The following is a 26,673-nucleotide window of genomic DNA, read 5'->3' as shown; positions in this document are numbered from 1 at the left end:
AGACTAAATGAGCGCGCCTCGAAGTCAACGCCACGCTCAATTTAATTCTGATGAAACCGGCGCGGGCCGGTTGGGAATTTCCAGCGCCCGGCACCGCTGCCTCGGCGGGTGCAAAGCCGGATTGATGGCGCTGATCTTCGGTTTCGTCGGCACGGGGATCGGGCAGGAAAATCTCCTGCACGCGGGCTTTGCTTTCGATCGCTCGGCGTTGACGTTGGAATCCGGTTTTCGCACCGAAGCCGTCGGTCCGCTGTATTACGAGCACCACGGCGAACTTGCCCACACCTGGGCGGCGCCGCCGTTTTTTTCCTACACCGACTGGGTTGACGGGCACGCCACCGAATATGATTTCGGGTATCCCCTCCTGACCTACGACCGCTACGGCGAAGAATACCGCTGGCAAGTATTGCAGTTGTTCAACTTCTCCGGCGGCCAGACTCAGACCGACGAACCGCGGCACCGGTTCACGATCTTTCCACTCTATTTCCAACAACGCTCGCCGGACACCAATCAAAACTACACCGCGCTGTTTCCGTTCTACGGCCATCTGAAGGGCCGCTTGTTTCGCAGTGAAATGGATTTCGCGCTCTGGCCGCTTTACGTCAAAACCGTCAAACGCCGCTCGCTCGCCGTATCAAGTTCGCGCTTGTTCCCCAATCCCCCGTTCCAATGGTTTCAAGCGCGGCAAGGCGATATTACGACGTTCAATTTCCTCGCTCCGTTCTTCCATCTGCGATATGGCGACGCGTTGTTCGGCTGGCAGTTCTGGCCGTTGTTCGGCACCGAGCACAAGGACATTTCGTTCCTCACCAACGACTGGAATGAGGTGGAACAAATTCCCGGTCACGACAAACAATTCATCCTCTGGCCCTTTTATGAATTTCAGCACCGCGACATTGGCGGCGCGAATCCGGCGACGGAGTTACTTTGTTTTCCGTTCTACCATCGCTTGCGTTCACCGCTGCGCGATTCCACCGGCTACCTGACGCCATTCGGGTTGGCTCTGACCGATGATCGCGAGCGCGGATATCGCGAAGTGGATTGCCCCTGGCCGCTCATCGTCTTCGCCTGGGGCGAAGGGAAAACCACGCGGCGCGTCTGGCCGTTGTTCAGCCAGGCGCACACCAAAACCCTGGAAAGTAATTTCTATCTCTGGCCGGCTTACACGTATAAGCGCACTTTTGAAGCGGCGCTGGACCGCCAGCGGACACGCTCCTTCTTCTTTTTGTTTTCGCACACGGAAGAACAAAACCGGGAGACGGGTCAGACCCGCACCCGCACCGATCTCTGGCCCTTCTTCACGCAACAACAGGATTGGCAGGGGCGCACGCGACGGCAATGGCTCGCGCCGCTCGAGCCGATCCTGCCCGCCAGCAAAAGCATCGAACGAAATTATTCGCCGCTATGGAGTCTATGGCGCTCTGAGGAAAACCCCGTGACCGGCGCGAGTTCGCAATCGTTCCTGTGGAATCTTTATCGTCGCGAGGTGGTGCCGGCACCGGTTGCTGAGGACCCCGCACCCCCACCGGCACCGATGTCGGCGGGAAATTTCCTTTCGGCTTTCTCGACCCTGGCCGCCGCGGACCCCGCGCCCGCCGAGTTGGCGCTGCCACCGGTGACGCCATTTGAGCCGCCGACCAAAAAAGTCTCGCTCCTTTTCGGTCTTTTTCAGTATGAATCCACCGGGGCGAACCGGCGGTGGCGATTCTTTTATCTACCTCGAAACGCATCCTCGACCGTATCCGCGTATGTTTCAGAACATCGGTGAAATAGTGCTGCTTTTCTGGCAGACGATCCGCGCGTTGCCTTTGACCTGGCGGCAGCGCGCAAAGGTCTTTGACCAGTTTTTCGAAATTGGCAATGCCAGTTTGCTCATGGTCACGGTGCTTTCCTTTTTCATTGGCGGCGTCCTCACCCTGCAAACCGGTCCCACCATGGTCGAACGCGGACTGGGCAATTATGTCGGCGGCATCGTGGGTTTCTCCGTCGCGCGCGAACTCGCACCCATCATGATGGCGATTTTAATCGCCGGTCGCATCGGCTCCGCCATGGCGGCGGAAATTGGCTCGATGCGGGTCTATCAGGAAATTGACGCGTTGCGCACCATGAACATCAATCCCGTGCATTATTTGGTGCTGCCGCGACTCGTCGCGATCACGGTGGCTCTGCCCATGTTGGTGACGTTCTCGATTCTGGTGGCCTGGCTGGGGGGCGCGGTCGTCGCCCGCCTGACGGCGGAAATTGACATCCCCATTCAATCCTTTTTTGAAAACCTCAAAGCCATGGTGGAGTTGGAAGACATTGCCCACGGCATTTTCAAAGGCTTTTGCTTCGCATGGATCGTTGGCATCGTGGCTTGTCATCAAGGCCTGATCACGCGCGGTGGGCCGCGGGGCATTGGCCGCTCGGTCACCAAAGCGGTCGTCAATGCCATCGTGTTGATTGTGATCTCGGACTTTGCCTTAACTCGATTCTTCGTGGTTTTGAGCAGCTTCGGCATTCTGAAATGAGCGCAACCGCATCTATTCAACCGGGAGTCGCCGTGCAGGTGCGCGGCTTGTGCCGCAGTTTCGGCACGCAGGAGGTGCTCAAGAAAATTGACCTGGACGTGCTGGCCGGTGAAATTTTCGTCATCATGGGCCCCAGCGGCAGCGGCAAAAGCGTTTTACTGCGGCACCTGATCGGCTTGGAACGGCCTGATGCTGGCGAGATCCTGATCAATGGCGAATCCATTCAAACTCCCGAGGTGGCGGATCAATACCGCATGGCCATGGTGTTTCAATCCGGCGCGTTGTTGAACTCCCTGACCGTCGGAGAAAACGTGGGCCTCTATCTCCAGGAACATCGGCTCCGGTCGCCGGCGGAAATCGCCCGGATTGTGGCCGAGAAGCTGGCCGTGGTCGGTTTGAGGGGAACAGAAGACAAAATGCCCAGTGAGCTGTCCGGCGGCATGAAAAAGCGCGTGGCCATTGCGCGGGCGCTGATCATCGAGCCACAACTCATTCTGTACGACGAACCCACCAGCGAACTGGACCCGGTGTCATCGGTCGTCGTCGGCGAGGAAATTTTGAAGCTCAACCAACGCACGGGCGTAACCTCGATCGTGGTCACGCATGATCGTGACCTCGCGTTTGGGATCGGTCACCGGATCGCCATCATCAACGATGGTCGCATTGTGGCGCTCGGGGTCCCCGACGAAATCAAAGCCAGTTCGCAACCGATTGTTCGCAATTTTCTCAACGCAGACTTCAAACTTGAACGAACCAACCTATGAAAAATTCTTTGGAAACCCGCCTCGGCCTGTTCGTCGCGCTCATTGTCGTGGCGGCCTTCATCATCATGTTCATTCTCGGCGGCTTTGAAAAATTCAGCGGCGGCATCCGCGTGGAGGCGCTGTTCAAATCCGTCCAGGAACTCAAATTGGGCGAGCGCGTCAAAATGGCCGGCGTCGAGGTTGGCAAGGTTGAAAAAATCACCCTGGACCCGCAGCAAAACAAGGTGCGCGTCATCATGCGATTGCACCCCAATGTTCCGGTGAAAACGGACACGATCGCGCGCATCCAATTTGCCGGTTTGATGGGACAGAATTATGTGGCACTGCAATTCGGTTCGGAAAACGCGCCGCTGGCCACTGACGGCACGCAACTCACCACGGTCGAGCAACCGGACTTGAGCGCCATCATGCAAAAACTCGATAACGTGGCTTCCGGCGTGGAGAATCTGACCAAGAGCTTCACCGGCGATAAAATTGACAGCTTGTTCGGACCGCTCATCGGCTTCATTCAGGACAATCGCGAACCCATGACCAAAGCCATTTCCAACCTGAGCGAAACCTCCGCGCAAATCGCTTCCGGCCACGGCACCGTTGGCAAGTTGATCTTCGATGAAACCCTTTACACCACCGCGCTCAACACGGTTTCCAACCTGCAATCCACCGGCGACGAAATTAAGTCCGCGTTGGGCGATGCCAACAAGATCATCCAGGACGTGAACGCCGGTCAGGGCACGATTGGCAAACTGGTCAAAGACGAAGCGCTCTACAACGAAACCACTGCGTCCATGGTGAACCTGAAGGAAATTCTGCAAAAAATAAACCAGGGCCAGGGCACGATCGGCAAACTGGTCAACGACCAGGAATTTTATCGCAACGCCAAGCTCACGTTGCAGAAAGTGGACAAGATGACGGAAGGCTTGGAAGACCAGGGACCGCTGAGCGTCCTGGGCATCCTGGCGGGCAACTTGTTTTAACACGCTCGGTCCCAGCACCACCTGCCGCCGGGCGGGCATGACGCACTCAATTGAACCTAATTCTGCGCGTGACTTTGCGGAACATTCGTGAAATTCTCCCGCCGCTATGAAAAATGTGTTCTGCGGCGCGCTCGCCTTGTTCCTGAGCGCCTCCTTGGTAACCGCGGCGGAAACCAATAGTGCCGCCGCGCCAACGGAAACCAAAAAGGAAGCGGCCCCCGTCAAAGAAGTGGGCGTTATCACCACCAGCGAAGGCGTCATGGTGGTGGAATTTTTTCCCGAGGTCGCCCCGAAGCACGTGGAGAATTTTAAGAAACTCGCCAAGGAAAAATTTTATGACGGCCAATGCTTCCACCGGGTGATCAAGGGATTCATGATCCAGGCGGGGGATCCGAATTCCAAGGACGAGAGCAAGAAGAGTCTTTGGGGGCAAGGCGGCCCGGGATACACCATCAATGCCGAATTCAACGACAAGCCGCATGTGCGCGGCACGTTGTCCATGGCCCGCACACCCGATCCCAACTCGGCCGGCTCGCAATTCTTCATCTGTCACGGCAGCCCACGACAGTTGGATCACCAATACACTGTTTTTGGCAAGTTGATCAAAGGTGAGGACGTGCTCGATAAAATCGCCACCACACCGACCGAAGGTCCGGATCGCCCGATCAAACGCGCGAACATCGAAAGCATTACCATCGTCCCGGCCGATTCCATCAAATAACCCGCAACCCATCCGCTTTTGTCATGGACGAAATTGCCATCATCAAAACCTCCGAAGGAGAAATTCACTTGAAATTTTGGTCGGACGTCGCGCCCGGTCACGTCGAGAATTTCAAAAAACTGGCCCAACAAGGCTTTTACGACGGCACATGTTTCCATCGGGTGATCAAAAATTTCATGATCCAGGGTGGGGATCCGTTGACCAAGGAGGAAAGCCAGCAGCGCCGGTGGGGCACGGGCGGCCCCGGTTATCAAATCAAAGCCGAGTTCAACGACAAACCGCATGTGCGCGGCGTGCTTTCGATGGCGCGCTCCAGCGATCCCAATTCGGCTGGCTCGCAGTTTTTCATTTGTCACGCCGACGCGCGATTCCTGGATCGGCAATACACCGCGTTTGGTCAGTTGATCAAGGGCGACGAAGTGCTGGAAAAAATCGCCACGACCCAGACTGCGCCGGGAGATCGTCCGGTGACACGAATGCACATCGAAAGTATTTCGATTGTGCCAGCAGCGGCTTGAGGCAGCACCGGTGGACACGGAGAGCTGGACGAGCGAAGCGGGATTGGCGGTATTTTGTGGGTTATGAACTCGGGACAACTCGCGCAGCTTTTGGTTTCGCTCGGGTGCCCCACTGATCGGGCCGAGGAAATGGCACTGCAACTGGACCGCCGCGCGCAACAGTTGGCAACGCAGAAAAATCGCTCCTACGAGGACGCTCTGACTCACTTGCTCGGTTTGATGCGGCAAGGCTGGGCGGCGAAAGAAAAGGGCTTCTGAATTGGCGAGGTTGGATTTACGATTTGCGCCTTGGCGGGGTCGCAATCATCCACGCCCTGGTAAATCACAAATCTGAAATCGCATGATTCAACCTTGGCCCAAACTCAGCTCTCAGTCGGTTGGTAATTTCCGAATTTTCACCGTTCGCAACGACCGCAAAGTTTCTCCCCGCACCCATCAGCCTCACGATTTTTACGTCATTGAAGCCGGTAACTGGGTCAATGTCACCGCCATCACTCCGGATCAACAGCTCATCATGGTGGAGCAGTATCGTCACGGCACGAACACGGTGGAATTGGAAATTCCGGGCGGCATGATTGAAACGAGCGACGCTTCGCCCGTCGCCGCCGGCGTGCGGGAACTGCGTGAAGAAACGGGTTACGAAGGCGCCAACGCCCGGATTCTCGGCGAAATTTTTCCCAACCCGGCGATCATGAACAACGTATGTTACACGGTGCTGGTTGAGAATTGCGAACCGCGCGGGGCTGTCGCGTTCGATTCGGGGGAAGACTTGATCACCAAACTCGTGCCGCTCGCCGACCTGCCGCGATTGATTGCCGGAAAGCAAATCCATCACTCGCTCGTTACTGTGGCGTTATATCATCTGGAGCTGTGGCAGCGCAGCTTGAAGTCATAACGGCAGCCGTCGAGACACCGCAGTTGTGACTGCGGGATCGCCGGATGGGAATGACCACGTTTTAGCGTACGCCCGTCCGCTGCCGACGCAATGGCCTGGTGCCCGTTACCAACCTCAATTTTTCTTGAAGAAATCCTTGATGACGGCAACCACGCGCTCGATTTGCGTGTCGGTCAGTTCCGGATAAATCGGCAAACTCAAACATTCGCGCGCGGCTTTTTCCGACACCGGAAAATCTCCCGCGCGGTAGCCGAGGCTTGCGTAACATTTTTGGAGGTGTAATGGCAACGGGTAGTGTAACGCACAACCCACCCCGTTCGCTTCGAGATGCTTTTTAAGCGCGTCACGCTGGGGATGCCGTACGACGTACAAATGCCAGACGCTCTCCGCCCAGTCGGCCTGCACAGGCAGTTGCAGCGGGGTGTCCTTCAGCAATTCCGCATACCGCCTGGCAACTCGTTGGCGTCCGGCGGTCCACGCGGGCAGATGCGGTAATTTCACGCCCAGCACCGCGCCTTGGATGCCTTCCATGCGGTAGTTGAAGCCCACTTCGTCGTGATAATAGCGTACCGAAGAACCATGCTCACGCAGCGACCGCGCGCGGCGCGCAAAGTCGGCGTTGTTCGTCACCAACGCACCACCTTCACCGGCGGCGCCGAGATTCTTTCCGGGATAAAAACTGTAGCAGGAGATGGCGCCGAACGTGCCGATGGTGCGGCCTTTGTATTTGGCGCCGTGCGCCTGACAGGCGTCTTCCACCACAGGTAAATTATGCTTTCGGGCTACGGCCAGCACGCCGTCCAGATTGAACGGATGGCCGTAAAGATGCACTGGCACGATGGCCTTGGTGCGCGGCGTGATGGCCTTTTCAAGGAGTCGCGGGTCCAAATTAAAGGTGGCGTCGTCAATATCCACATACACCGGTTTGGCATTCACGTACGAAATCGCCCAACTGGTGGCCACAAACGTATGCGGGGTGCTGATGACTTCGTCTCCCGCGCCAATGCCGAGCAACAACATCGCGACGTGCAGGGCGGAAGTGCCGGTATTGAAAGCCACGCAGTGTTCGGCGCCGCAATAGCGGGCAAAGTCTTTCTCGAATTGCGCGACGTCCGGGCCCAGACAAAACGAGCAGTTATCAATCGTGCGGGCGATGACGGCATCAATTTCTTTGCGTAACGGGCGCAGTTGCGCCGGCAGGTCGAGATAAGGAATTTTATCGTGCATTTGATTTTAATTTTACTCTGTAAAACGTAGGTCGAAGATAACGCAAAATGGTTCCCGGCAAATCAATTTTCGCGCCGTGGAGTACCGAAGATTATCCGCAATTTTGCAGGTCTTCATTCTGGATGCATGGTCAACCACGCCGTGGTTTGTTCCCGCCACATTGCCCAATCCGTGCCGTAATCTTCGCGTAAAACCGTCTTGAGTAGAGCCAGCGCTTCGGCGGATTCCCCTTCCAGATCCGCGCTGGCCACAGCGACCAACCATGGCAGCTTGACGGTTGGTCGGCGCGTCAGTAGATCGGCAAAGATGACGCGCCGCGCCGCGGGAGTGATCATCGCATTGGTTAATTGTGCCCCCAGCGCTCCGTAGTAGTCGTCCGCCAACAAGTGACTGGTGTGCTGCGCCGCCTCCAATTGCGCCTGTGGCGGGAGGCTGGGAAACAGTTCCAACAGCGTGATAGCCTTGGCCGTGGGAGAATTTTCGCTCGTGAGTACGGTACCCATCTGCGTGGACCAGCGATTTTCCGCCGAGTCAGCCGGTGGCGGGACCGTGCTGGCAGTGTGCGTGGTTTCCTTCGCCTGGACGGGCAGCGGTTGCACTTCCAGCACTGAACCGAAACGAAACAGCGAACGCGGCGAGGAAAATTTGAACACCCCTTCAACGATTGCCAGGGCAATTCCCGCGATGAAAATGTATTTGAGCTTTGATCGCATGTTAAGCGAGCGCGGCCGTCAACTGGACTAAGCCGCGCTCAAACTCATTTCAACACCTGAGGAGTTAGAAGGAAAAACTCACGCCGAGTCTGACAATTGGATAAACCTTCCAGACGTCGTCTTTGATTTTGCTGGCTTCCATGGCCAGGTCCGGCGGCGTCACGACGCCCGGACCACTGTTGCCCAGAATCACCTCCGGAGACCCGGTGTAGGCGATACCTAATTCGCCGTTAAGAGACCAGTGCTTGGCTGCATCCAGGTAAACACTGGTGCCAATGGAGACAAACGGAGCGACGGCCTTCGAATCAATTTTCAAGTCCAGATTGCCGATTGCTGAAGAATCATAAACATTGGCCCCGATGTTCAGCATGGTCCGACCCGCTACGGGGTCCTGTGGCACATCGCCCTTCAAACGACTTTGATTGAGCAGGATGCCCGCAGAGATGCGGAAGGGATTGCTGGCCCACGGATAATAATCCAGCGCCAGCGGTTCGGAGAGCAGCCGCAAATCGGCATCGTATGAAATGCCTTCAATCTTTTTGTTATCCTTGGAAATTCCGAAGTGTTGAATCCCGGCATGCGCGCCAAAGTGATCATGGAAACGCCAATTGGCCGAAACCCCAAAACCGAGTGAACTCGCGTCCACACTTATTCCAAAGGGCCGGTAATTAACCGTTTCCGTCTCTTGCGCGCGCAGGGTCGGCACCCAAGACAGAGCTGCCAGCACCGTGCCGATAACGAACCATTTTACTGTTTGCATAGTTTTTGTCTTTGTTGTCGCGGCATCAAAATTCTCGCGTCGAAACGCCACGTAATGCCCTTAACCAAGCCAATCCTGTGCCAGCTCCGGGATAAATTTTCAGACTCGGAAACCTGCTCAATTCACGAACAAACCTGCTGATATCACTGGGCTGCGGCTCGTTTGAACAGGCAAAATTTACCTCGTGCGCCGGCATAGTTGGGCAGAATTTTTTTTCACCGGTGCGCCGGTTCGGCGTCTGATCAATCGCGCGCCTCGAATCAAAAACCGCGGGCCTGATTGAATCCGTTACTCCGCGAACGCTCGAGTCGCACTGGGTGGCAGCTTCAACGCTGGCCCAGTAATCGGGTTACACCATTCGGTGATTCTTGATCCCTAACGCAAGCTCGAATTCTGCCGAAAATTTCTTCATCGCCTCCGCGATTTTATCCGGCTGCTCGGTCAGCGTGCCGGACATGCGTTCCACCGCCTCCGGTTTGCGCCGCACCAATTCCACCGCCGCCATCACCAGCGAGAGATGGTTGTTCACGGAATGGCGCATCATCGAAAGCTGTTGGTTTAACGTCTCCACCTGACTGGGGGTCAAGACAATGGGATCATGGGAATTACTCATAACGGTGGAGGATTCAGGAAACGGTGGCTGGTTCGGTGGTGAAGGCGCGATCCAGGGCGGCGACCAATTCCGCGCTCGCCACTGGCTTGCGAAAGAAACCCACCGCGCCCAACTCACGAGCGCGAGCGACGTATTTGTCCGGGTTGCCCGCCGTGATGATAAACACCGGTGTTTTTGCGGCTTCATCAATCCGCTTGAGCCATTCCAAAATTCTCAATCCATCCCAGGCAACGCTGCCAAAATCATTGGGAAAATTGATGTCGAGCAAGATGGCGTCGGGCCGCTGCGTGCGCGCAATGTTGACTCCCTCGGCGGCGTCGGAAGCGGTGAGCACCTCGTAACCGCGCGTTTTGAGAGTGATGGCCATGGCTTGTTGCACAACCGGATCGTCATCCACAATGAGAATTTTCTTTTTGTTCGCGTTCATTCCATTAATCCCTCAAAACGATTCTGAAAGAGCAATAATCAAACCAGTGCCGATGAACGACGCGCTCGATGGAAACGAACTGACAACCCGCCGCCGCGCGTGGCCCAATGCCGCGACGTTCGACGCATTATGTATCCGACCTAATGGCGGGGCGAATTTGGTCGCTTCCAGCCATGTCTCTGGCCAGTATTGGGACGATTCTGCCCAACATGGGGAACGAGTTTTATCATCCTGGCCGTGAACGCGCCGCCCAAGTCAATCGGCTGTTTACGACGATTGCGCCTCATTACGATTTCATCAACGACCTGCAAAGCCTGGGCTTGCACCGTCGCTGGAAACGTCGGCTGGTTCGTTTGGCCCGTTTGCAACCCGGCGAGCAGGCTCTGGATGTTTGTTGCGGCACCGGCGATCTGGCCTTTGCGCTGGCGCAAGCCGGCGCTGCAGTCACTGGCCTGGATTTTAACCGATCAATGCTGGCCGTGGCGGCCGCGCGCCAGGCGCGAACCAAAACCGTGAACCCGGTATTTGTACCAGGCGATGCGCAAAAACTTCCCTTCGCGGATCAGTCCTTCGACGTGGTCACCGTCGGATACGGCTTGCGCAATCTGGCGAGTTGGCAATTGGGTTTGGCGGAAATGATGCGCGTGGCCCGACCCGGCGGGCGCTTATTGATTCTCGATTTCGGCAAACCTGACCACGCCCTTTGGCGCGCCTTGTACTTTGGCTACCTGCGCCTCGGCGTGCCGATTTTAGGTTTGTTAAGCTGCGGCAAACCCAGCGCCTACGCTTACATTCTGGAATCGCTGCAACGATATCCAGCGCAACGCGGCGTTGCCGCGCACATGCGGGAGCTGGGGTTGATCCACGTCCGCATTGAAAATCTTCTTGGCGGCGCCATGAGCATCAATTACGGCGAGCGACCCGGGACTTGAGCGGCGCAACTTTACGCAGACGGATGCCTTTCAGTCGAAGTCCGGATTGTATCCAAGATGTAATCGGCGATTTTTTCTGACGCTTGGGTTGCATCCACCTCAATGATATGCGCGCCATCAAACCGCATGCCTTCAAGTTGTGTGTTTTGCTGAATTATTTCCGCAGCTGATAGTTCCTGTTTGCGCCGGGTCAGGACTTCCATTGGAGGCCGCAGAAGGATGACGTAATCCGGACGTGGAAAAAATCGGCAGAGCTGGTCAAGCCACCGTTTGGAGGCGAAAAACTTAACGGAAACCGGATCCAGGTAGTAATTAAAGTAGTAACGATCAAGCATCACCAACCCACCGCGACGTAGTAACGGACGCAAGCTTCGCCACCAAGCCAGTCGGACTCGAATAAGGTTTTTCAGCAGGCGCAGGATTGAAAGCATTGCCGCCCAGACTCCGCGTTGCTGCTTCCGGTTGCGCGGTTGATTCCCCGGTTCGGGGAGCGGAAATTCGACGGTCTGACCGGGGGTTGGCAACCAGTGAAAATACCGCACGCCCGCAAACCGCGCATCGCTCGTAACCCGATGCGCCAGATTGCGGGCCAGTGTAGTCTTGCCGGAACCATCCAGACCCACCAGGGCCAGGAACGCGCCCCGGCCACTTGGTCGTTGATCGGAAAGCGACTTGGCGAGCGTCCGACAGATAAAGTCGGCCAGACCGTCGGCAAAATTGTCCGTTGTTGCCATGGCCCCGGTCGCCACGTGCATGCAATGGGAAATCCCGTTTGCTTCGCGCAGGACGGCAAAACTCCGATTGAGGTTGAGCCACCGGCGGCGGATGATTGGCGCCGGTCGGTCTGAGCTGGGCCAGGACTCGATCGCCAAACCTCCCTTGAATAATGCTTTACGAAACTTTCCGGGTTGCGTCGGTTTGCCCGCGTCGAAGCCCTTTTTCAGCGGGAACAATACGGCGAGTCGGTGGCGCAGTTCCAGCAGTTGCGCCTCGGCAGCGCCAATGCTTCGCAACGCGAGGCCCGGCGGAGCTTTAAGACGCTGATACAAACGCGCCAGATCCTCGAAACCGTGGCCAATCAAACGCGCCGCGCGCGTGGGCCGCAAGAACGTGTTGCGGCGGACCGCACATCGCAACCGCTGAACCAGCATCGGATCGGAGAGCTTGTCGAGAAGGTTTTCACGGATACCGAACGCGGCCTCGAATATGGCGATCAGTTCCGTTGAATCCGCCCGCTCGCGCTTTAACTCTTGTAGGCGTGCCGCATAGCGGTCACTCAATTGTCCCTGCCAGAGCGCCTGAATCAGAACGATGACACACTCGTGCCGTGGAGACGGAACGTCAAAACCGTTCTGGCGGCGGCGTTCCCGCAGGATCTCCTCCGCTCTCAGCAGGGGGTAGCGGTGCCAGCGTTTGCTGACGTCCACATCAATCCGGACGAATCCGCTGGTTCCATCCCAAAATACGAGCGAGTGATTGACGAACCGCGTTTTCTGAACCAGGCGTTGGCCGACCTGTTCTGCCGCGATGATGCAACCGGTCAAGAGGTCGTCAACTCGTCCGGGCAAGGTCAATAAATCCACATCGGACGTCGGATCGTCAAATAGCTCGGCGTAGTTTCGCTGGACACAATAAGGAATTTGCTGCCGATCAAAGTAACGGAAGCAGGCTTCGAGAAGCGCCCGGCGAGAACTCATTGTGCGGCCCATAAGCGTTCGTAGGTTTGCTCCAGTAATTCGCGTTTGGCCGCCCAGGTAAAATGGGTTTGCGCATGGATCAGCGCTCGCTGACCGAGCTGTTTGCGCCGCGCCGGATCTTGGTCCAGTTGAACCAACGCGCCCGCAAGCGCGCGGATGGTTTCCTGCGGATGGGTAACGGGAATTTTAACACCTGAATCCGCATCCACCATTTCAGCGGGACCGGCCCAGTCAAAGCAAAGGACCGGAACCCCTTTGGACATCGCCTCCAGCAGCGCCGAGCCACCGCTATCGCGCAAGGCCGGGAACACCAGCAAATCAGCTTGCTGATAGTATTGCGCCAGTTGCGCATGGGGAATCCGGCCAAGGAATTTTACCGATTCACTGACTCCATACTTGCGCGCCTGTGACTGCCAGAATTTGAAACCGTCACCCCCGCCAATAATCGTCAGTTCACAATTTTTCAGCGCGGCCTGCGCGAGTGCCGCGAACACCATGGCCATGGCTCGCGTAGGCAAACAATTGCCAACATAAAGCAATTTCAGACCGCGCGCCGGGTCGTCAGCGGCTGCGCCTGGCGCCGGCGAACCGGGCCGGGAGTCGTTGGGTGGCGTCACGCTTTTTTCGTCTTCGGGACGCAGTGCGTTCGGAGCGACGACCACGCTCTTGACCGCCAGTTTGGCGCCCAGAAATTTCAAGGTCTGACGATTGGAAACGAAAAGGACATCGGTCCGCTGCAACGCTCGTTGCACCGGCGGCCAGAGCAACCAAAGCCGGTTTCCAATCCGGCGCAGCGGTTCGGGCAGATAGACCGGGCGGATGTAGCCGGAGAATCCACTCGGAACATGTTCACCACCCGCTATCGGTCCCCAGACCGAGGGAACGCCCAACCGATTGGCTAAAAATGGAAAGCGAAACGAGTGAAACGTGGTTTGATGAACCAGAGCGAACTGCTCCTGCGCATGCCATTCCGCGGCGATGCGTTCGACTTGATAAGCCCAGACAATTTTTCGCATCCACGAGCCAAGCCGGCCGCAGCGGTCCGTGAGTTTTCGTAACCGCGTGGAAACTGAGGCGAAGCGCACAGTGATCCCGTGAATTTTGGCGTTGCGTTCAACCGACTCGCGCGCATTGGGAGTGGTGATCAAATAAACACGGTGATTTTTCGCCGCCTGTTCGGCCCAACCCCAGCCGAGCCAGTGTTCCCCGGTGCCTTCGGGATTACAGGCATAAGCAATCATCAGCACCTTCGGCGCCTGGCCAGTCCTCATAGCGTCTGCGCCTGAATCATCTCCGCCACTTTCGGCGTGAATTTCGGAAGAGACCTGGCCTTGGCCTGATAATCCGCGAGGAACACTTTGGCGAAGTCGAGCGATTCGGCAATGACCTGGTGCATGTCCAGGTACCGGTAGGTCGCCAAGCGACCGAGGAAAGAGATGGACGGCGTCGCTACCGCCAGATCGTAGTATTGGCGCAGCAAGGTTTTGTCCGATGGCCGGCGCACCGGGTAATACGGAATATCCCCCTCCCCCGTCGCCTGACTGTACTCGGAAAAAGCCACGGTCCGATCATGTTGTTCCCAGCGAGTATAATGTTTGTATTCGTGAATGCGCGTCTGGGGCACGCTGAAGTCCGTGTAATTGACCACGGCGGTACCTTGAAAATCCCCTTTTATTTCGTGCCGCTTAAACGTGACCGTGCGGTAGTTCAGCCGTCCGTGGCGGAAGTTGAAAAACGCGTCAATGGGGCCCGTGAAGAAGACGTGTTCAAACTCCCCGCAAGCTTCCGGAACAAATTTTTCAGCCAACCGCACTTCGATTTGCGGATGGTCCAGAATCCGCCGCACCAATTCCGTGTAGCCGTGTTCCGGAATGCCTTGAAACGAGCTGTTGTAATAACAGTCATTGCAGTCGAAGCGCACCGGCAATCGCTTCAAAACTGACGCGGGAATTTCCGTGGGCTCGCAACCCCAATGTTTCTTGGTGTAACCGAGGAAGAAGTTATCGTATAACTCCCGCCCCAGAAACCGCAGCGCCTGTTCCTCGAAGTTTCGAGGTTCTCGGAGCGATTGGTCGCCCAAGGTTTCCAGAAAGGCTTGGGCTTCGGCCGGTTGCAGGGACTTCCCGAAGAACTGGTTGATGGTCAGTAAATTAATCGGCAGCCAGAATAATCCCCGCGGAGTTTGCGCCAACACGCGATGCACATACGGACGAAACGGCATGAAAGCATTCACATAATCCCAAACGTCCTGCCGGTCCGTATGAAAAATATGCGAGCCGTACCGATGCACCATGACGCCGGTGGCTTCATCCCGTTCAGTATGGCAATTACCCGCCACGTGCGGACGCTCATCGAATACCACCACCCGGCGGTTCGTGTGCAACGCCAACTCGCGCGCGATCACCGCTCCGGCAAAGCCCGCTCCGGCTACTGCAAATTGTTTCGTACCCATATTCCGGCAAAGATAATCACGTAATTGCGGTCAGATTCAATTCCCATCCGCCCTTAAATGATTGGAACAACCAAATGACGGCGCGTACGGACGGGTTAACGTCGCTTCTGGCCGATCACGTGAATATCGGAACACAGCGAAGGGAAAGCGCGTAGCAGATAGTTCGCCCCGGTCGCAATCAAGCGAACGCATTTGGACGGCAGGAACCGCAGCGCGATACTGTAACCGCCAATGTAATTGCGCCCCTGAGTGCTGATCACGTCAAAGCCATTCCATTGCAGGATCTGGTGCAGATCGCGAATCACCGGCTCACGGACGTGACCGCGATAGACGGGATCTCCGTCGTGATACCAGCCCTTGAGGCTGGAGACCGGGGATTTTCCCAGCAGCGCAAAAATGCGCTTGCGGAGATTGACGGCATTAGGGGTGGCCAAAATTAAAAAGCCACCGGGCCGCACCACACGGGTGATCTCGGCAAAAAGTCGCTTCGGCGAATGATGCCAATGTTCCAAGCTGTGAAAGCAGGTAACCACATCCACACTGGCGTCAGCCAAAGGCAGTGGCGTTTGCAAAAAATCCATTTCAAGCAGTTGAATGCCAAGTTGATCCCGCAAGGCCGCCATGATCTGCATCGCCTTTTCACGCTGTTCCCTATCCACCCCGCCGCCACCGGCAAAGTCATCAATCAGTGTGACCTCCAGTCCCAGCGCTCGCGCCACCGGACCAAAGGCCGCCAATCCGGGACCTAAATCCACCAAATGTTTGCCGGCGGTCAGCGAGCCTGTCTGGTCAACCAACTGCAGATAATACATCAGCCGGGGATCCAACGTCCCGGTTTTAGTGGACCAGCCATAAATTGCCGCAACTTTATCCCGGAACACTTGATTGCCGATGTCGGCATTGAACTTGGTCGTACTCATTCAAGGTGGATTTTATATGTTAATCGGTTCGGACTGGCCGCAAATATGGTTTTTATTCGATCTACCTAAAAGCCTTTTTATCGTTCAAATGGGGATCAACCTTACCCGCTGTCCTCACTCCACCACCCGCATCTGCACGGCGTCAATGATCTGATCCCCCGATAGCGTCGAGCCGATGATCACCGCCGTCTGACCGGTCTGCAGCCAGTCCCGCTCGCGGAGATGACGCAATGCCGCTTCAATGGTGTTTTGCGGATTGATGACGTCAAAGGGAATCACCACCGGAGTAATGCCCCAGTTTAAGCTGAGGTGTCGCGCCACCTCCGCCTGCGCGCAGAGGGCGTAAATGACGGAGAATCGCGGTCGCATCCAACTGGCGTAACGCGCCATGCTGCCGTGCCGCGTAAAAACCAGAATGGCTTCCGCACGCAACTCATTCGCCATCACCACCGCGCTTTTCACAATCTTCTGCCGCACCTGCGTCAACGCCGCCAGCTCGTGAAAGTTCGCGCCGCCGCTGCGTTCGATCCGTCGCGCAATCCGGTCAAACACCTGGACGCACTTGACCGGATATTTGCCCACCGTGGTTTCTCCGCTGAGCATGATGGCGTCGGCTTGTTCATAAACCGCGTTGGCCACGTCGGTGACTTCCGCCCGCGTGGGCATGGGCATTTTGATCATGCTTTCGAGCATGTGCGTGGCCACGATCACCGGTTTGCCGTGGCGCAAACAGGTTTTTACAATGCGCCGCTGGACAATGGGCAATTCTTCGTACGGAATCTCAATGCCCAGATCTCCGCGCGCCACCATCACCCCGTCCGCTTCGGTAATGATCGCCTCCAGATTGGCGATGGCTTCCTGATCCTCGATTTTGGCAATGACCTGCGGCTGCGCGCCCCGGGCGGGGAATTGTTTTTTTAGCTCCCGCAAATCCTCCACCTTGCGCACGAAGGATAGAGCGATGAAATCCACTCCCAGTTCCAGACCCAGTTTGACGTCGGCAATGTCCTTGGTGGTCAACGCGGGCAGACTGACTTTCACCCCCGGCAGATTGATGTGGCGCCGACTGCCCAAAGTTCCCGCAGTGAGCACCTTGCACTCCACCTTGTTGCCGGCCTTCGCCAGCACCTTCATCTGAATCATCCCGTTGTCCAGCAACACCACGTCCCCCACGTTGATGTCGTTGATGAAATTCTCATAGTTCACGTCCACGGAATGTTCCTCTTCACTGCGCTCGCCGCGCACCGTCAGAGTGAAGTGTTCTCCGGGCTGCAACGGCAGCGGCACGGAGAGATCGCCGGTGCGAATGGCCGGGCCTTGCGTATCCATCAAAATCCCCACCTGACACCGTCGCGCCGCGCTGCCCGCGCGAATGTTGGCCACCACGTCGCGAGTCCATTCATGTGAAGCGTGTGACATGTTGAGGCGGAAGAGATCCACTCCGGCCTCCATCAAGGCGCCGATCAATTCGTCAGAACTGGTGGCTGGCCCCAAAGTGGCGATGATCTTGGTTTTTCTCATAATGCGGGTTGGTGGCCGTACGGACTGCGGATGATCAAATCCCGGTCATTCGGCCCAGGTCAAATTACCTAATGCCTCCGGCTGCGGACAGAAATATCCGTGACGCCGCTGGCCGTCGCTGCGACCGGGGGCGATCGCGTCCTTCGATTCTGGGGAGAGCGGTCAACCTGGCCGGCAACGTTTTAACGATTCACCCATCCGCGCGATTCCCCGCGTGACTTCGCCCGGATTTCGCCCCAAATTCAGACCGCTTTTATGACGAAGAAATCTCCAGTGTCGCGCAGTGGCCGGTTCCGCTCCGGGCCGGGCGCGGATGTCGCCGCGTTCTCCGAATCCATCTCCTTCGACTGGCGGTTGTGGGAGCACGACCTCCTTGGCTCCATGGCCCACGCCACCATGTTGCAAAAAATCGGTGTGCTCACCGCCGCCGAGGCCAAAGCCATCATCGCCGGGCTGGACAAAATCGGGAAAGAGATTGCCACCGGCACGTTCAAGTGGAAACCGGAACTCGAAGACGTTCACATGAACATCGAATCCGCGCTCACCGAACGTGTTCCCGCCGGCGCGAAACTCCACACCGCCCGCTCGCGTAATGATCAGGTCGCACTGGATATGCGTCTTTGGTTGCGCGACGAAATCAAATCGCTGCTCGGCGAAATCGTCGGCCTGCAACGCACGCTGGTGACCCTCGGCGCCGCCAACGCTGCCGTCGTCATTCCCGGCTACACGCACCTGCAACGCGCGCAGCCCGTCTATTTTGCGCATCATCTGCTGGCCTACGTCGAGATGCTCGAACGCGATTGCGAGCGGCTTTGGGATTGTCATTCGCGCGTGAATGTCTGTCCGCTCGGCAGCGGTGCGATTGCTGGTTCGACCCTGAAACTGGATCGTGCGCTCGTCGCGAAGTTGCTCGGCTTTGTGGATACCGACGGCAAGGTGCAACTCACGCAAAACTCGATGGACGCCGTGAGCGACCGTGATTTCGCCATTGAATTTTGCGCCGCCGCCGCCGTGATTGCCATGCACCTGTCGCGCCTCGCAGAGGATGTGATTCTCTGGGCCAGTGCGGAATTCAACTTCATCAAGATCGCCGACGCCTACACCACCGGCTCGTCGCTCATGCCGCAGAAGAAAAATCCCGACGTGGCGGAGTTGACGCGTGGCAAGACCGGGCGCGTGTACGGCAACCTGCTGGCGCTGCTCACGCTGCTCAAGGGCCTGCCCATGACCTACAATCGCGATTTGCAGGAGGACAAGGAACGGTTGTTCGACACCGCCGACACCGTGCGCGCCTGCGTGCGGTTGATGAGCGCCATGCTGCTGAACACGACCGTGAATCCATCCGTCTGCCGTGCCGCCGCGAGCGACCCCGCGCTGCTCGCGACCGACCTTGCCGATTATCTCGTGCAAAAGGGTCTGCCGTTCCGCAAAGCCCATCACATCGTCGGCGCCGTGGTGGCGCTGGCCGAAGGCACGGGCAAGGCGTTAAACCAACTCGCGCTCGCCGACCTGCAATCCATTGATAAAACCTTTGAGCGCGATGCGTTGACCATCTTCGATCTGAATCGCGCGATGACCAAACGCAATCTTCCCGGCGCCCCCGGCACGAAGGAAGTGACGAAGCAACTGACCCGCTGGCGGAAGTTGTTGAGTGTGTAAAAAGTGGTGGAGAGCCACCGCAGTTCAAGACTGCTTCGCATTTGTCGAGCCGCTTTCAAAGCGCGCGCCAGCATCCTGGAGTGCGCCAGCCCTCTGGCGCTTTGGTTTCGCACGGGCAGAGCAAAGGCTATTGCCGTGGCTGCTCAAGGCCAAGAATTCGCGTTACAAATTGGGTTCGGGCGTAAAACGCACGGCTGGTGCTACCATGCCCGGCCCCTTTGGTTCGGGGTTGAACGAGAATGCCCATTGCTCCAGTCAATGATTCAAAGCCTCGGGTGCGAATGGCAGAACGAACGAGTTCATAATCTGCGCGGACCTGGTTGAGAATTTCCGGATCACTCAAATCAAAAGTGGCCACTCGGGCAAGCAAACTGTGTTCGTCAGCCTGCGATTCAAAAATGCGAGCGCAGACAACCGCCTTGCGGAGCTTTGCCAGCAAATGGCTCCGATCGAATGGCGTGTGGGCGACGTTGTAGCTGTCAATCATGGTAATGGCCATTGTCTCCTTAACCCGCAACTGGCCCTTGCTGTTTATTTTTAGTGGAACCATTTTCAATTCCCACGAGCCAAAGTTTGGCGACTGTGAAGAATTTATGGGAAGTCCTAAATACCGTTCAATGACATGACCCGCCCAACCTTTGTTCTTTTTATCAGCTCGCCATACTGTGACTTCGTAGCGGTCCGCAAGCGGGCGCAAGTCTTGACCTTGCAATGCCCGCAGCCTTTGTACTGCTTCGCTCCGCTCCACTAAAACAGTTCTCCTTCACCCTTTGCCGACTCCGCTTTGATCCGCTTCACGCACAGATTCATGTGTGCTTCATCCATCTCGATGCCGACGCAGCCGCGTTTGTTTCTGACACAAGCGACGGCGGTTGTTCCTCCCCCAAGAAATGGATCAAGCACCAAATCACCTTCACCAGTGGAGGCGAGCAGGCATCGCTCGATTAGTGCGACGGGTTTTTGCGTGGGATGTTTGCCGTGTGTTTTTTCATCGCCTCCGGGCGCGGTCATCGTCCAGATGGCGTCAAGAGCAGCTTCGTCGCGGGAGAATTCAGCGCGGCGCCAGACGGTTTTCATCTGCTTGCCCGTAACCTTGCGCATCTCCTGATAGTTGAAGGCGTGTTTGCTTTTCTCGTTCTTGGCCGCCCAGAGAACGGTTTCTGTGGAATGCGTAAAGTAGCGGCAGGAAAGATTGGGAGGCGGATTGGGTTTCTCCCACGCAATGTCGTTGAGAATCTTGAAGCCGAGTTGCTGCATCGCGAAGCCGATGGAGAAAATGACGTGGTGCGTGCCGCTCACCCAAATGGTGCCGTTGGGTTTGAGGACGCGCTGGCAACGAGCCAGCCATTCGCGATTGAAGTTGTGATTTTCGTCCGCGCCCTGCGATTTGTCCCAATCACCTTTGTCCACCTTCACCATGCGCCCCGCGTGACAGGTGATGCCACCGTTGGAGAGGAAATATGGTGGGTCGGCAAAGATGCAGTCAAAGCGGCCTTCGGGATATTTGGCGGCAATCGCGTCGAGCAATTCAAAGCAGTTGCCTTGGTAAAGCCACACGTTGCGAGCGGAATCGGTGAAGGTCAGAACCGGAGCGCGCTTCGCGTCGTTGCGTTCGACATTAATGGTACCGTCTTCGCGAAGTTCAAAATGCGCCGGAACGATGGTTGTGGCGGCGACAAGTCCAGCGCTCGCAGGTTTCGGTGGCTTTGTACGATAGAGGGGTTTTTGTCGCAGTTTTTGATCAGATCGCTGATCCGGCCGCTTCTTGCTGGCGGTCTTGGAAGACGAGCGCTTTCGCCGGGACGATCCAGACATTCATGTAGATCGATCCCGATCTGTGAAGTGGGATCAAGCTTAAACATTAGATATGTCGAATGTTGGCGGCGCACGAAATCGAGTTTGCTGGTTGAGTGGCTCATGTTGGCAAACATCGGGAGATTGTGGGGAGTAACATCCGCACCTGCCGCACCAACGCGGGTCTGACGCTGGAGCAACTGGCGGAGAAAGCGGATTTGAGCTGGCCTTACCTTTCGGAAATCGAGCGGGGTCGGGAAAATATCTCGCTGGACAGACTTGCCAAACTCGCCCAAGCGCTCAACGTCAAGCTCTCCAGGCTGTTTGAAAACATCTGAGCTATGAAACAGCATGAAGCCGTAATCCTCACTTTGGAAAAGCTCGGTGGCGTGGCGACCTTGGGGCAGCTGTACCAGCGTGTTTCTGAAATTTCAGATTGCGCATGGGGTACAAAGACGCCGTTTGCCAGCATCAGAAGGATTGTGCAGTTGCGACCTGAGATTTTGAAAATCAAACCAGGACTGTATGCGTTGGCGAGCAAGCGAAACGAGTTGGAATCCAAAGGATTGATTGCGCAAAGTGGCCACAAGGAATCGGAAACGGTCAAAAAAGTGGATCACTCCTATTACCAGGGCTTGTTGCTATTACTCGGAAACCTGAAGGGGTTTCGTTGCTGGTCTCCCAACCAGGATAAGCGGAAGCGATTTCTTGATACTTCTTTGGAGTCATTGCGAACTCTTAACGCGATACCGGGCTTTTCATATCCCAAGCTGGTCAAGCGCAGCGAGACGATTGATGTGATCTGGTTTAATCAACGTGAAATGCCCAGTCGCTTTTTTGAAATCGAACAGTCCACAGACATCCAAAACTCTCTGCTGAAGTTCAACGACCTCCGAGATTTTCATACTGAAATGTTTATCGTTGCGGACCAGCAGAGAAGAAAGGAATTCGAGAGTAAGCTGCGGTATTCCTCGTTTTGTGACATTAACGGGCGCGTCAAATTTTTAAGTTATGATTGGCTGGTAAAGCAATATGAGCACGCCGTCGAAGCCAGTCAGCAAGAGGTAACGCTTTGACCTTCCCTGCCTGGCCTCTCGCTCCGACAGCACAGAGGAAATGGCGAAGCAACGGGCGCGCTGGCGGAAGTTGTTGGGTGCCTAACAGCGATGGCAGGCCACTGCACTTCAAGATGTTGATGTGCCATTTGCTGATGGTGTGGACCGGCGGCCGCGTTGATCGCGCTTTACTGGCGCGGCGGTTTGAACAGAATGGTTCGGCCCGATTTATGAAAAGAAACTTTCGTGTCCTGCTCGCTGGTCTTGGCCTCATCGGCCTGCCATTGCTGCTCACCCCCGGTTGCTCGTCCATTTACAACACCACGATGGAACATGTTTTCGGTTACGAGAAACGTGAGCTGCTCAGAAAATCCGTCACCGCGCTGCAGGCGGAACAAAAGGACGCGCAAAAGGAATTCACGGATGCGCTGACTCAGATCAAAGCGTTGTACGCGTTCGACGGCGGCAAGTTGGAAACGTTCTACGGAAAGATGAAAACCGCCTCGGAACGCTGTGAAAGTCAGGCTGAGGAGGTGCGGTCGCGCATTGAAAAAATGGAAAAGATCGCCCGATCCATGTTTGCCGAGTGGGAAAAGGAATTACAGCAATACAGCAATCCCAATCTGGCGACGGCCAGTCGCGAGCAATTACATCAAACGCGGGAACGTTACGCCCAATTGGCCCAAACCGTTCGGGCCGCCGAGGCTTCGATGCAGCCGGTGCTCAGTCAGCTCAAGGACAATGTGTTGTTCCTGAAACACAATTTGAACGCGGCGGCCATCGGCTCGTTGCAGGGCGAGGCGGCGGGCATCCAGCAGCAAATCGAGGTATTGTTGCAGCAGATGAACGCCAGTATTGCTGAGTCTGATCGGTTCATTCAATCGCTGCCGAAGTGACCGCGGGTCGAAATTCGGCGGGCGTCCGTCCCGACCGCCGGATGGAGGGTCAGAAACTGAACCGGCTCCACGCTGGATTTTTCCCGTCACATTCAAGATAGTCACGGCGTGTCTGGGATTACGGCTGCCGATGTGCCACAGTTCAATACGCTGCTTCAGCAAACTTCCCGCTCGTTTTATTTGACTTTGCGGGCGTTGCCACGCGCCATCCGTTTTCCGATCAGCCTGGCCTATCTACTGGCGCGCACCACGGATACGATTGCCGATACGGAAATCGTGCCGGTGGAGCAACGCCTGCAAAGCTTGCAACAATTGCGCGCCCGCATTTTAACGACGGATCAAGCTCCGCTGAGTCTGGAAACGCTAAGCCAATCACAGGGTGATCCCGCTGAGCGGCGTTTGTTGACGGAAGTGGAACTGGCGTTGGGCGCTTTGCAAAATCTGACCAGCGCGGACCGCTGCCGGGTGCGGCAGGTGTTGGAAATCATCATCAGCGGTCAGGAACTGGACCTGCGCCGCTTTGCGGGGGCGGCGCGCGAGAACATCATCGCGTTGCAGACCGCAGCCGAATTGGACGATTACACCTATCGGGTGGCGGGCTGCGTCGGCGAATTTTGGACGGGCATGTGCCGCGCCTATTTGTTTCCCAACGCGCCGTTGGACGACGCGCAATTCCTGGCGCAGGCGGTCCAATTCGGCAAAGGGTTGCAATTGGTCAATATCCTGCGCGACCTGCCGGCAGACTTGAAAAAAGGGCGCTGCTATTTGCCTGCCGATCAATTGGCCCGCGCCGAATTGCAGCCAGCCGATCTGCTGCGGCCAACCAGCGAAGAAAAATTTCGCGGCGTGTATCAACATTGGTTGGATCAGGCGGAGGCGCATTTACGTGCGGGGTGGAATTACACCAACACCATTCCGCGTTCGCAAATGCGGGTGCGGTTGGCCTGCGCCTGGCCAATTCTCATCGGTGTAAAAACCCTGACGCGACTGCGCGCCGGAAATATTTTGACCGACCCCCGAATTAAAGTGTCGCGAGCGGAAGTGCGAAAGGTTGTCGCGCACTCGATTCTTTACTACCCGTTCGCGGGGGCTTGGCGGAGCTTGGCGGGTTTCAGTCAGTGAGCGCACGAGATTCTTGGTCAGAGGGATTTGGGGACGGCCAAAGCGTTAAAAACACAAGTTTTTACGCGGCTTTGACGGGGAAGTTTTCTTGAGTGCGCGGCGCCGTTGCCAAAATGTCCGGGGGAAACTGCGGGAAACCTATTGCGCATCGCGCCGATATGACGTAAACGTAAGGAAAATCTTGAGATCGTTGAATCGTATGCAAAACACCAAATTTCTCGCGGTTCTATCTGCCGCCGCCATGGGCCTGACCACGACTGCATTGCTGGCCGGACCGGATACGGATGAACAGGCCAAAATGCGTGAAGCGCTGCGACAGGCCTTGGGTCAACCAGGTGCAGTCGCTCCCGCTGTCACTCCAGCGCCTCCGGCACCAGTCAAAGAAGCCAAGCCAGCCCCCGCGCCAACGGTGGTGGTGCCGATACCGGTTGAGGCGCCGGTGGTTAAAATGCAAAACAAGTCTGCTGATCCGGTTTGGATCGAACCGGCGGATGATGCCGATACCGCGCGAATGCGGGAGGCGCTGCGACAATCGTTGGGCACTGAATCGCCAACGGCGGCCACAGTGGTTAAACCCGCTGCCACGCCAGTGGTTATTACCGCGCCAGCTCCAGCACCAGCCATCAGCACCCCGCCCAGCAGCAATCAATACTCCAATGTTTCCAACGCGGGCGCTGACGATGCCACCGCCAGAATGGAGGAAGCGCTTCGCCAAGCGATGGCCGCGCAACCGGCGGCTCCGGCGCAACCCGCTCCCGCCAGAACCAGTCCGGGCAAGACCGTTGCCAGCACGCAATCGCCCGCCCGGTTCACGGCCGCGCCCCTTCATAATGATTTGATTCCGTCGCCTTTCTCCGCGGCGAAACAGCAGAAATTGGATGCGCTGTTGAACCGTTACAAAGCGGATCAGATCACTCCGCAGGAATATCACCGGCAGCGCGCCGAAATCATTGCCGAGCCGTAACGGGTGGTATTTTCAATAGACCCGCCATCTTGGCGGGTTTTTTATTGTGGAGATTGGTCCAATTTCCGACTGAATTTTTCCACCTTCGGGCGAATCACCACCCGGCAATAAGGTTGGTCAGGATTCGCGCGATAGTAATTCTGGTGGTAATCCTCGCCGGGGTAAAATTTCGTGAGCGGAACAATCTCGGTCAAAATGGGTTGCTCGAAATGCCGCTGCGCTTTGGCCTTGGATTGTTCGGCCTCGGCTTTTTGCCGCGCATCGTGATAGAGGATGATGGAACGATATTGAGTCCCCACGTCATTGCCTTGGCGATTTAGCGTGGTGGGGTCGTGCGCTTCCCAGAATGTTTCCAGAATCTTTTCATAGCTGACCTGGGTGGGATCAAAGGCGATCTGGATGACTTCCGCATGACCGGTGTTTCCGCTGCAAACTTGTTCGTAGGTGGGATTGGGCGTGGTGCCGCCCGCGTAACCGTTGGTAATGGAAACCACTCCCGGCAGCATTTGAAACACGGCTTCAGTACACCAGAAGCATCCGCCACCAAGCGTGGCCAATTCCGTGGGAACATTGGAAGTAACAGACGTTTTCATATTCAGTATTGAAGGCGTCCCCGGATCGGGACGGCAACCCATCATTCCGCAAAACACCACCGCCGACCAACCCAGAGTGAAGCAATATTTCATGAAGGAAAGGAAGCGAACGCAAGCGTTACAAGTCCGGTTCGCTTGATTGGTTCGGATTTTCGTCGGCGGTCACCTGAATGATATTCGCCGTCTGCTCGGGTGATAAGGGGGTGGCGATAACGTGCTCCTCTCCGAACCATTTGCCGAGGTCAATCAATTTGCAGCGGCGCGAACAAAACGGACCATGTGGACCGGCAAACCAATCGCCAGATTTCCGGCAGGTGGGACATTTGACCCGGGGCGTGGCCATGGTTCTCCCATTTACCGGCGGATTTCCTGGCCGATCTTTTTCAGGTCATTAGCGATGCTCACCGCCTGACTGCGCTTGACGGTGCCCACCTCTAAAATCGCCTGCACGTCAGCGATGATTTTATCGAACTGCGCCGCGGACTGCCCGCGGCTGTTCAGAACCGCGTCCAAGTCCAGCGCAAGACGATTGCGCGATTCATCGGCCAGAGTGGCGCTGGCCAATCCAGCCGTCAGTGAATTCACCAATTTTTTCACGCTGGCCAGGGAGGGTTTATTGCCGCGCACCGCTTTGGCCAGGTTGATGGTAAACTGTTGTTTCTGTTCCTCGCTGGCGATCGCGCCCGTTTTGAATCCAGCCAAATCGGCCTGCAATGCCGCAAGACTTTGCGCCTGGGTTACAACATTACTATTTGTGCCCGAAGCCGGGCGAACCGGCGCGGCCGGCTGAGGCGCCGGAGACGGCACGCCCTGACGCACGTTGTTTTGATTGGAAATCTCGCGGGCGCGTTGCAGCGCTTGTCCCGCCTGCCCCAGGCTGGAGTAAACCAGCCCGATGATCATTCCAGAGAGCATCAAAGTTTTCATCGTATCCTCCTCATGCGGT

General features: G+C 56.6%; 30 protein-coding genes. 15 read left to right on the top strand and 15 right to left on the bottom strand.

What is annotated here, in order from left to right; all coding sequences use genetic code 11:
* Positions 1–7: 7 nt before the first annotated feature.
* From M9920_06690 to M9920_06655, 8 genes are all read left to right on the top strand, one after another.
* Positions 8–1,768: a hypothetical protein gene (locus M9920_06690; GenBank protein ID MCO5051972.1), complete on the top strand. Its 1,761-nt coding sequence runs from the start codon at positions 8–10 to the stop codon at positions 1,766–1,768.
* The gene (locus tag M9920_06685) at positions 1,749–2,510 is read left to right on the top strand and encodes an ABC transporter permease (GenBank protein ID MCO5051971.1); all 762 of its coding nucleotides are present in this window, start codon (positions 1,749–1,751) and stop codon (positions 2,508–2,510) included. The genes M9920_06690 and M9920_06685 overlap by 20 nt, the downstream gene beginning before the upstream one ends.
* On the top strand, positions 2,507–3,274 hold the full coding sequence (locus M9920_06680; GenBank protein ID MCO5051970.1) for an ABC transporter ATP-binding protein: 768 nt from the start codon (positions 2,507–2,509) through the stop codon (positions 3,272–3,274). Before M9920_06685 ends, M9920_06680 begins: the two co-directional genes overlap by 4 nt.
* Positions 3,271–4,248: an MlaD family protein gene (locus M9920_06675; GenBank protein MCO5051969.1), complete on the top strand. Its 978-nt coding sequence runs from the start codon at positions 3,271–3,273 to the stop codon at positions 4,246–4,248. The genes M9920_06680 and M9920_06675 overlap by 4 nt, the downstream gene beginning before the upstream one ends.
* Positions 4,249–4,507: 259 nt before the next feature.
* A complete protein-coding gene (locus M9920_06670) occupies positions 4,508–4,969 on the top strand; it encodes a peptidylprolyl isomerase (GenBank protein ID MCO5051968.1) in 462 nt (153 codons plus the stop codon).
* Between the two features lie 23 nt (positions 4,970–4,992).
* A complete protein-coding gene (locus M9920_06665) occupies positions 4,993–5,487 on the top strand; it encodes a peptidylprolyl isomerase (protein MCO5051967.1) in 495 nt (164 codons plus the stop codon).
* A gap of 63 nt (positions 5,488–5,550) precedes the next feature.
* Positions 5,551–5,745, top strand: coding sequence for a hypothetical protein (locus M9920_06660; protein MCO5051966.1), 195 nt, complete (start codon positions 5,551–5,553; stop codon positions 5,743–5,745).
* A gap of 82 nt (positions 5,746–5,827) precedes the next feature.
* Positions 5,828–6,382: an NUDIX hydrolase gene (locus M9920_06655; protein MCO5051965.1), complete on the top strand. Its 555-nt coding sequence runs from the start codon at positions 5,828–5,830 to the stop codon at positions 6,380–6,382.
* 114 nt (positions 6,383–6,496) lie between these two features.
* Here the strand turns inward: M9920_06655 and M9920_06650 are convergent, their stop codons facing one another.
* The 5 genes from M9920_06650 to M9920_06630 form a co-directional block, all read right to left on the bottom strand.
* Positions 6,497–7,609, bottom strand: a complete 1,113-nt coding sequence (locus M9920_06650) for a DegT/DnrJ/EryC1/StrS family aminotransferase (GenBank protein ID MCO5051964.1) — start codon at positions 7,607–7,609, stop codon at positions 6,497–6,499.
* Positions 7,610–7,722: 113 nt separating this feature from the next.
* Positions 7,723–8,322: a hypothetical protein gene (locus M9920_06645; GenBank protein MCO5051963.1), complete on the bottom strand. Its 600-nt coding sequence runs from the start codon at positions 8,320–8,322 to the stop codon at positions 7,723–7,725.
* A gap of 64 nt (positions 8,323–8,386) precedes the next feature.
* A complete protein-coding gene (locus tag M9920_06640; GenBank protein ID MCO5051962.1) occupies positions 8,387–9,082 on the bottom strand; it encodes a hypothetical protein in 696 nt (231 codons plus the stop codon).
* A gap of 349 nt (positions 9,083–9,431) precedes the next feature.
* Entirely contained in the window at positions 9,432–9,695 is a 264-nt protein-coding gene (locus M9920_06635) for a hypothetical protein (protein ID MCO5051961.1), read from the bottom strand.
* A 13-nt stretch (positions 9,696–9,708) separates the two neighbouring features.
* Complete coding sequence (locus M9920_06630; protein ID MCO5051960.1) at positions 9,709–10,122, bottom strand: response regulator; 414 nt, start codon at positions 10,120–10,122, stop codon at positions 9,709–9,711.
* A 173-nt stretch (positions 10,123–10,295) separates the two neighbouring features.
* Here M9920_06630 and M9920_06625 point away from each other — a divergent pair, with 173 nt between their 5' ends.
* The gene (locus tag M9920_06625) at positions 10,296–11,054 is read left to right on the top strand and encodes a ubiquinone/menaquinone biosynthesis methyltransferase (protein ID MCO5051959.1); all 759 of its coding nucleotides are present in this window, start codon (positions 10,296–10,298) and stop codon (positions 11,052–11,054) included.
* A gap of 11 nt (positions 11,055–11,065) precedes the next feature.
* Here the strand turns inward: M9920_06625 and M9920_06620 are convergent, their stop codons facing one another.
* The 5 genes from M9920_06620 to pyk all read right to left on the bottom strand — a co-directional run bounded on the left by M9920_06620 (position 11,066) and on the right by pyk (position 17,644).
* Entirely contained in the window at positions 11,066–12,751 is a 1,686-nt protein-coding gene (locus M9920_06620) for a hypothetical protein (GenBank protein MCO5051958.1), read from the bottom strand.
* Positions 12,748–14,022, bottom strand: a complete 1,275-nt coding sequence (locus tag M9920_06615) for a glycosyltransferase (GenBank protein MCO5051957.1) — start codon at positions 14,020–14,022, stop codon at positions 12,748–12,750. The genes M9920_06620 and M9920_06615 overlap by 4 nt, the downstream gene beginning before the upstream one ends.
* Positions 14,019–15,203, bottom strand: coding sequence for a UDP-galactopyranose mutase (gene glf, locus M9920_06610; protein MCO5051956.1), 1,185 nt, complete (start codon positions 15,201–15,203; stop codon positions 14,019–14,021). The genes M9920_06615 and glf overlap by 4 nt, the downstream gene beginning before the upstream one ends.
* A gap of 95 nt (positions 15,204–15,298) precedes the next feature.
* Positions 15,299–16,123 carry a methyltransferase domain-containing protein gene (locus tag M9920_06605; GenBank protein MCO5051955.1) on the bottom strand — a complete coding sequence of 275 codons (825 nt, stop codon included), beginning with the start codon at positions 16,121–16,123 and terminating at the stop codon, positions 15,299–15,301.
* Between the two features lie 114 nt (positions 16,124–16,237).
* The gene (gene pyk, locus M9920_06600) at positions 16,238–17,644 is read right to left on the bottom strand and encodes a pyruvate kinase (protein MCO5051954.1); all 1,407 of its coding nucleotides are present in this window, start codon (positions 17,642–17,644) and stop codon (positions 16,238–16,240) included.
* 255 nt (positions 17,645–17,899) lie between these two features.
* Here pyk and argH point away from each other — a divergent pair, with 255 nt between their 5' ends.
* Positions 17,900–19,303 (top strand): argininosuccinate lyase, encoded by a 1,404-nt coding sequence (gene argH, locus M9920_06595; GenBank protein MCO5051953.1) that lies wholly within the window; start codon positions 17,900–17,902, stop codon positions 19,301–19,303.
* 127 nt (positions 19,304–19,430) lie between these two features.
* Here the strand turns inward: argH and M9920_06590 are convergent, their stop codons facing one another.
* Positions 19,431–20,051 carry an MvaI/BcnI family restriction endonuclease gene (locus tag M9920_06590; GenBank protein ID MCO5051952.1) on the bottom strand — a complete coding sequence of 207 codons (621 nt, stop codon included), beginning with the start codon at positions 20,049–20,051 and terminating at the stop codon, positions 19,431–19,433.
* Positions 20,051–21,118: a site-specific DNA-methyltransferase gene (locus tag M9920_06585; GenBank protein MCO5051951.1), complete on the bottom strand. Its 1,068-nt coding sequence runs from the start codon at positions 21,116–21,118 to the stop codon at positions 20,051–20,053. The genes M9920_06590 and M9920_06585 overlap by 1 nt, the downstream gene beginning before the upstream one ends.
* A gap of 95 nt (positions 21,119–21,213) precedes the next feature.
* Here M9920_06585 and M9920_06580 point away from each other — a divergent pair, with 95 nt between their 5' ends.
* The 5 genes from M9920_06580 to M9920_06560 all read left to right on the top strand — a co-directional run bounded on the left by M9920_06580 (position 21,214) and on the right by M9920_06560 (position 25,134).
* A complete protein-coding gene (locus M9920_06580; protein ID MCO5051950.1) occupies positions 21,214–21,435 on the top strand; it encodes a helix-turn-helix domain-containing protein in 222 nt (73 codons plus the stop codon).
* A 3-nt stretch (positions 21,436–21,438) separates the two neighbouring features.
* Complete coding sequence (locus M9920_06575) at positions 21,439–22,173, top strand: hypothetical protein (GenBank protein ID MCO5051949.1); 735 nt, start codon at positions 21,439–21,441, stop codon at positions 22,171–22,173.
* A gap of 209 nt (positions 22,174–22,382) precedes the next feature.
* Entirely contained in the window at positions 22,383–23,048 is a 666-nt protein-coding gene (locus tag M9920_06570; protein ID MCO5051948.1) for a DUF2959 domain-containing protein, read from the top strand.
* Positions 23,049–23,156: 108 nt separating this feature from the next.
* A complete protein-coding gene (locus tag M9920_06565) occupies positions 23,157–24,170 on the top strand; it encodes a squalene/phytoene synthase family protein (GenBank protein MCO5051947.1) in 1,014 nt (337 codons plus the stop codon).
* Positions 24,171–24,369: 199 nt separating this feature from the next.
* Positions 24,370–25,134 (top strand): hypothetical protein, encoded by a 765-nt coding sequence (locus M9920_06560; protein ID MCO5051946.1) that lies wholly within the window; start codon positions 24,370–24,372, stop codon positions 25,132–25,134.
* A gap of 41 nt (positions 25,135–25,175) precedes the next feature.
* Here M9920_06560 and msrA read toward each other — a convergent pair whose 3' ends face one another.
* The 3 genes from msrA to M9920_06545 form a co-directional block, all read right to left on the bottom strand.
* The gene (gene msrA / locus M9920_06555) at positions 25,176–25,727 is read right to left on the bottom strand and encodes a peptide-methionine (S)-S-oxide reductase MsrA (GenBank protein ID MCO5051945.1); all 552 of its coding nucleotides are present in this window, start codon (positions 25,725–25,727) and stop codon (positions 25,176–25,178) included.
* Positions 25,728–25,845: 118 nt separating this feature from the next.
* Positions 25,846–26,070, bottom strand: coding sequence for a DNA gyrase inhibitor YacG (locus tag M9920_06550; GenBank protein MCO5051944.1), 225 nt, complete (start codon positions 26,068–26,070; stop codon positions 25,846–25,848).
* Positions 26,071–26,081: 11 nt separating this feature from the next.
* Positions 26,082–26,645, bottom strand: a complete 564-nt coding sequence (locus M9920_06545; protein ID MCO5051943.1) for a hypothetical protein — start codon at positions 26,643–26,645, stop codon at positions 26,082–26,084.
* Positions 26,646–26,673: the final 28 nt, after the last annotated feature.

Source organism: Verrucomicrobiia bacterium, from assembly GCA_023953615.1.
In the GTDB taxonomy this organism is placed as follows: Bacteria; Verrucomicrobiota; Verrucomicrobiia; order Limisphaerales; family JADLHS01; genus JADLHS01.
Note: the sequence above shows the minus strand (reverse complement) of the source record. Positions and strands in the feature narration are given on the sequence as shown.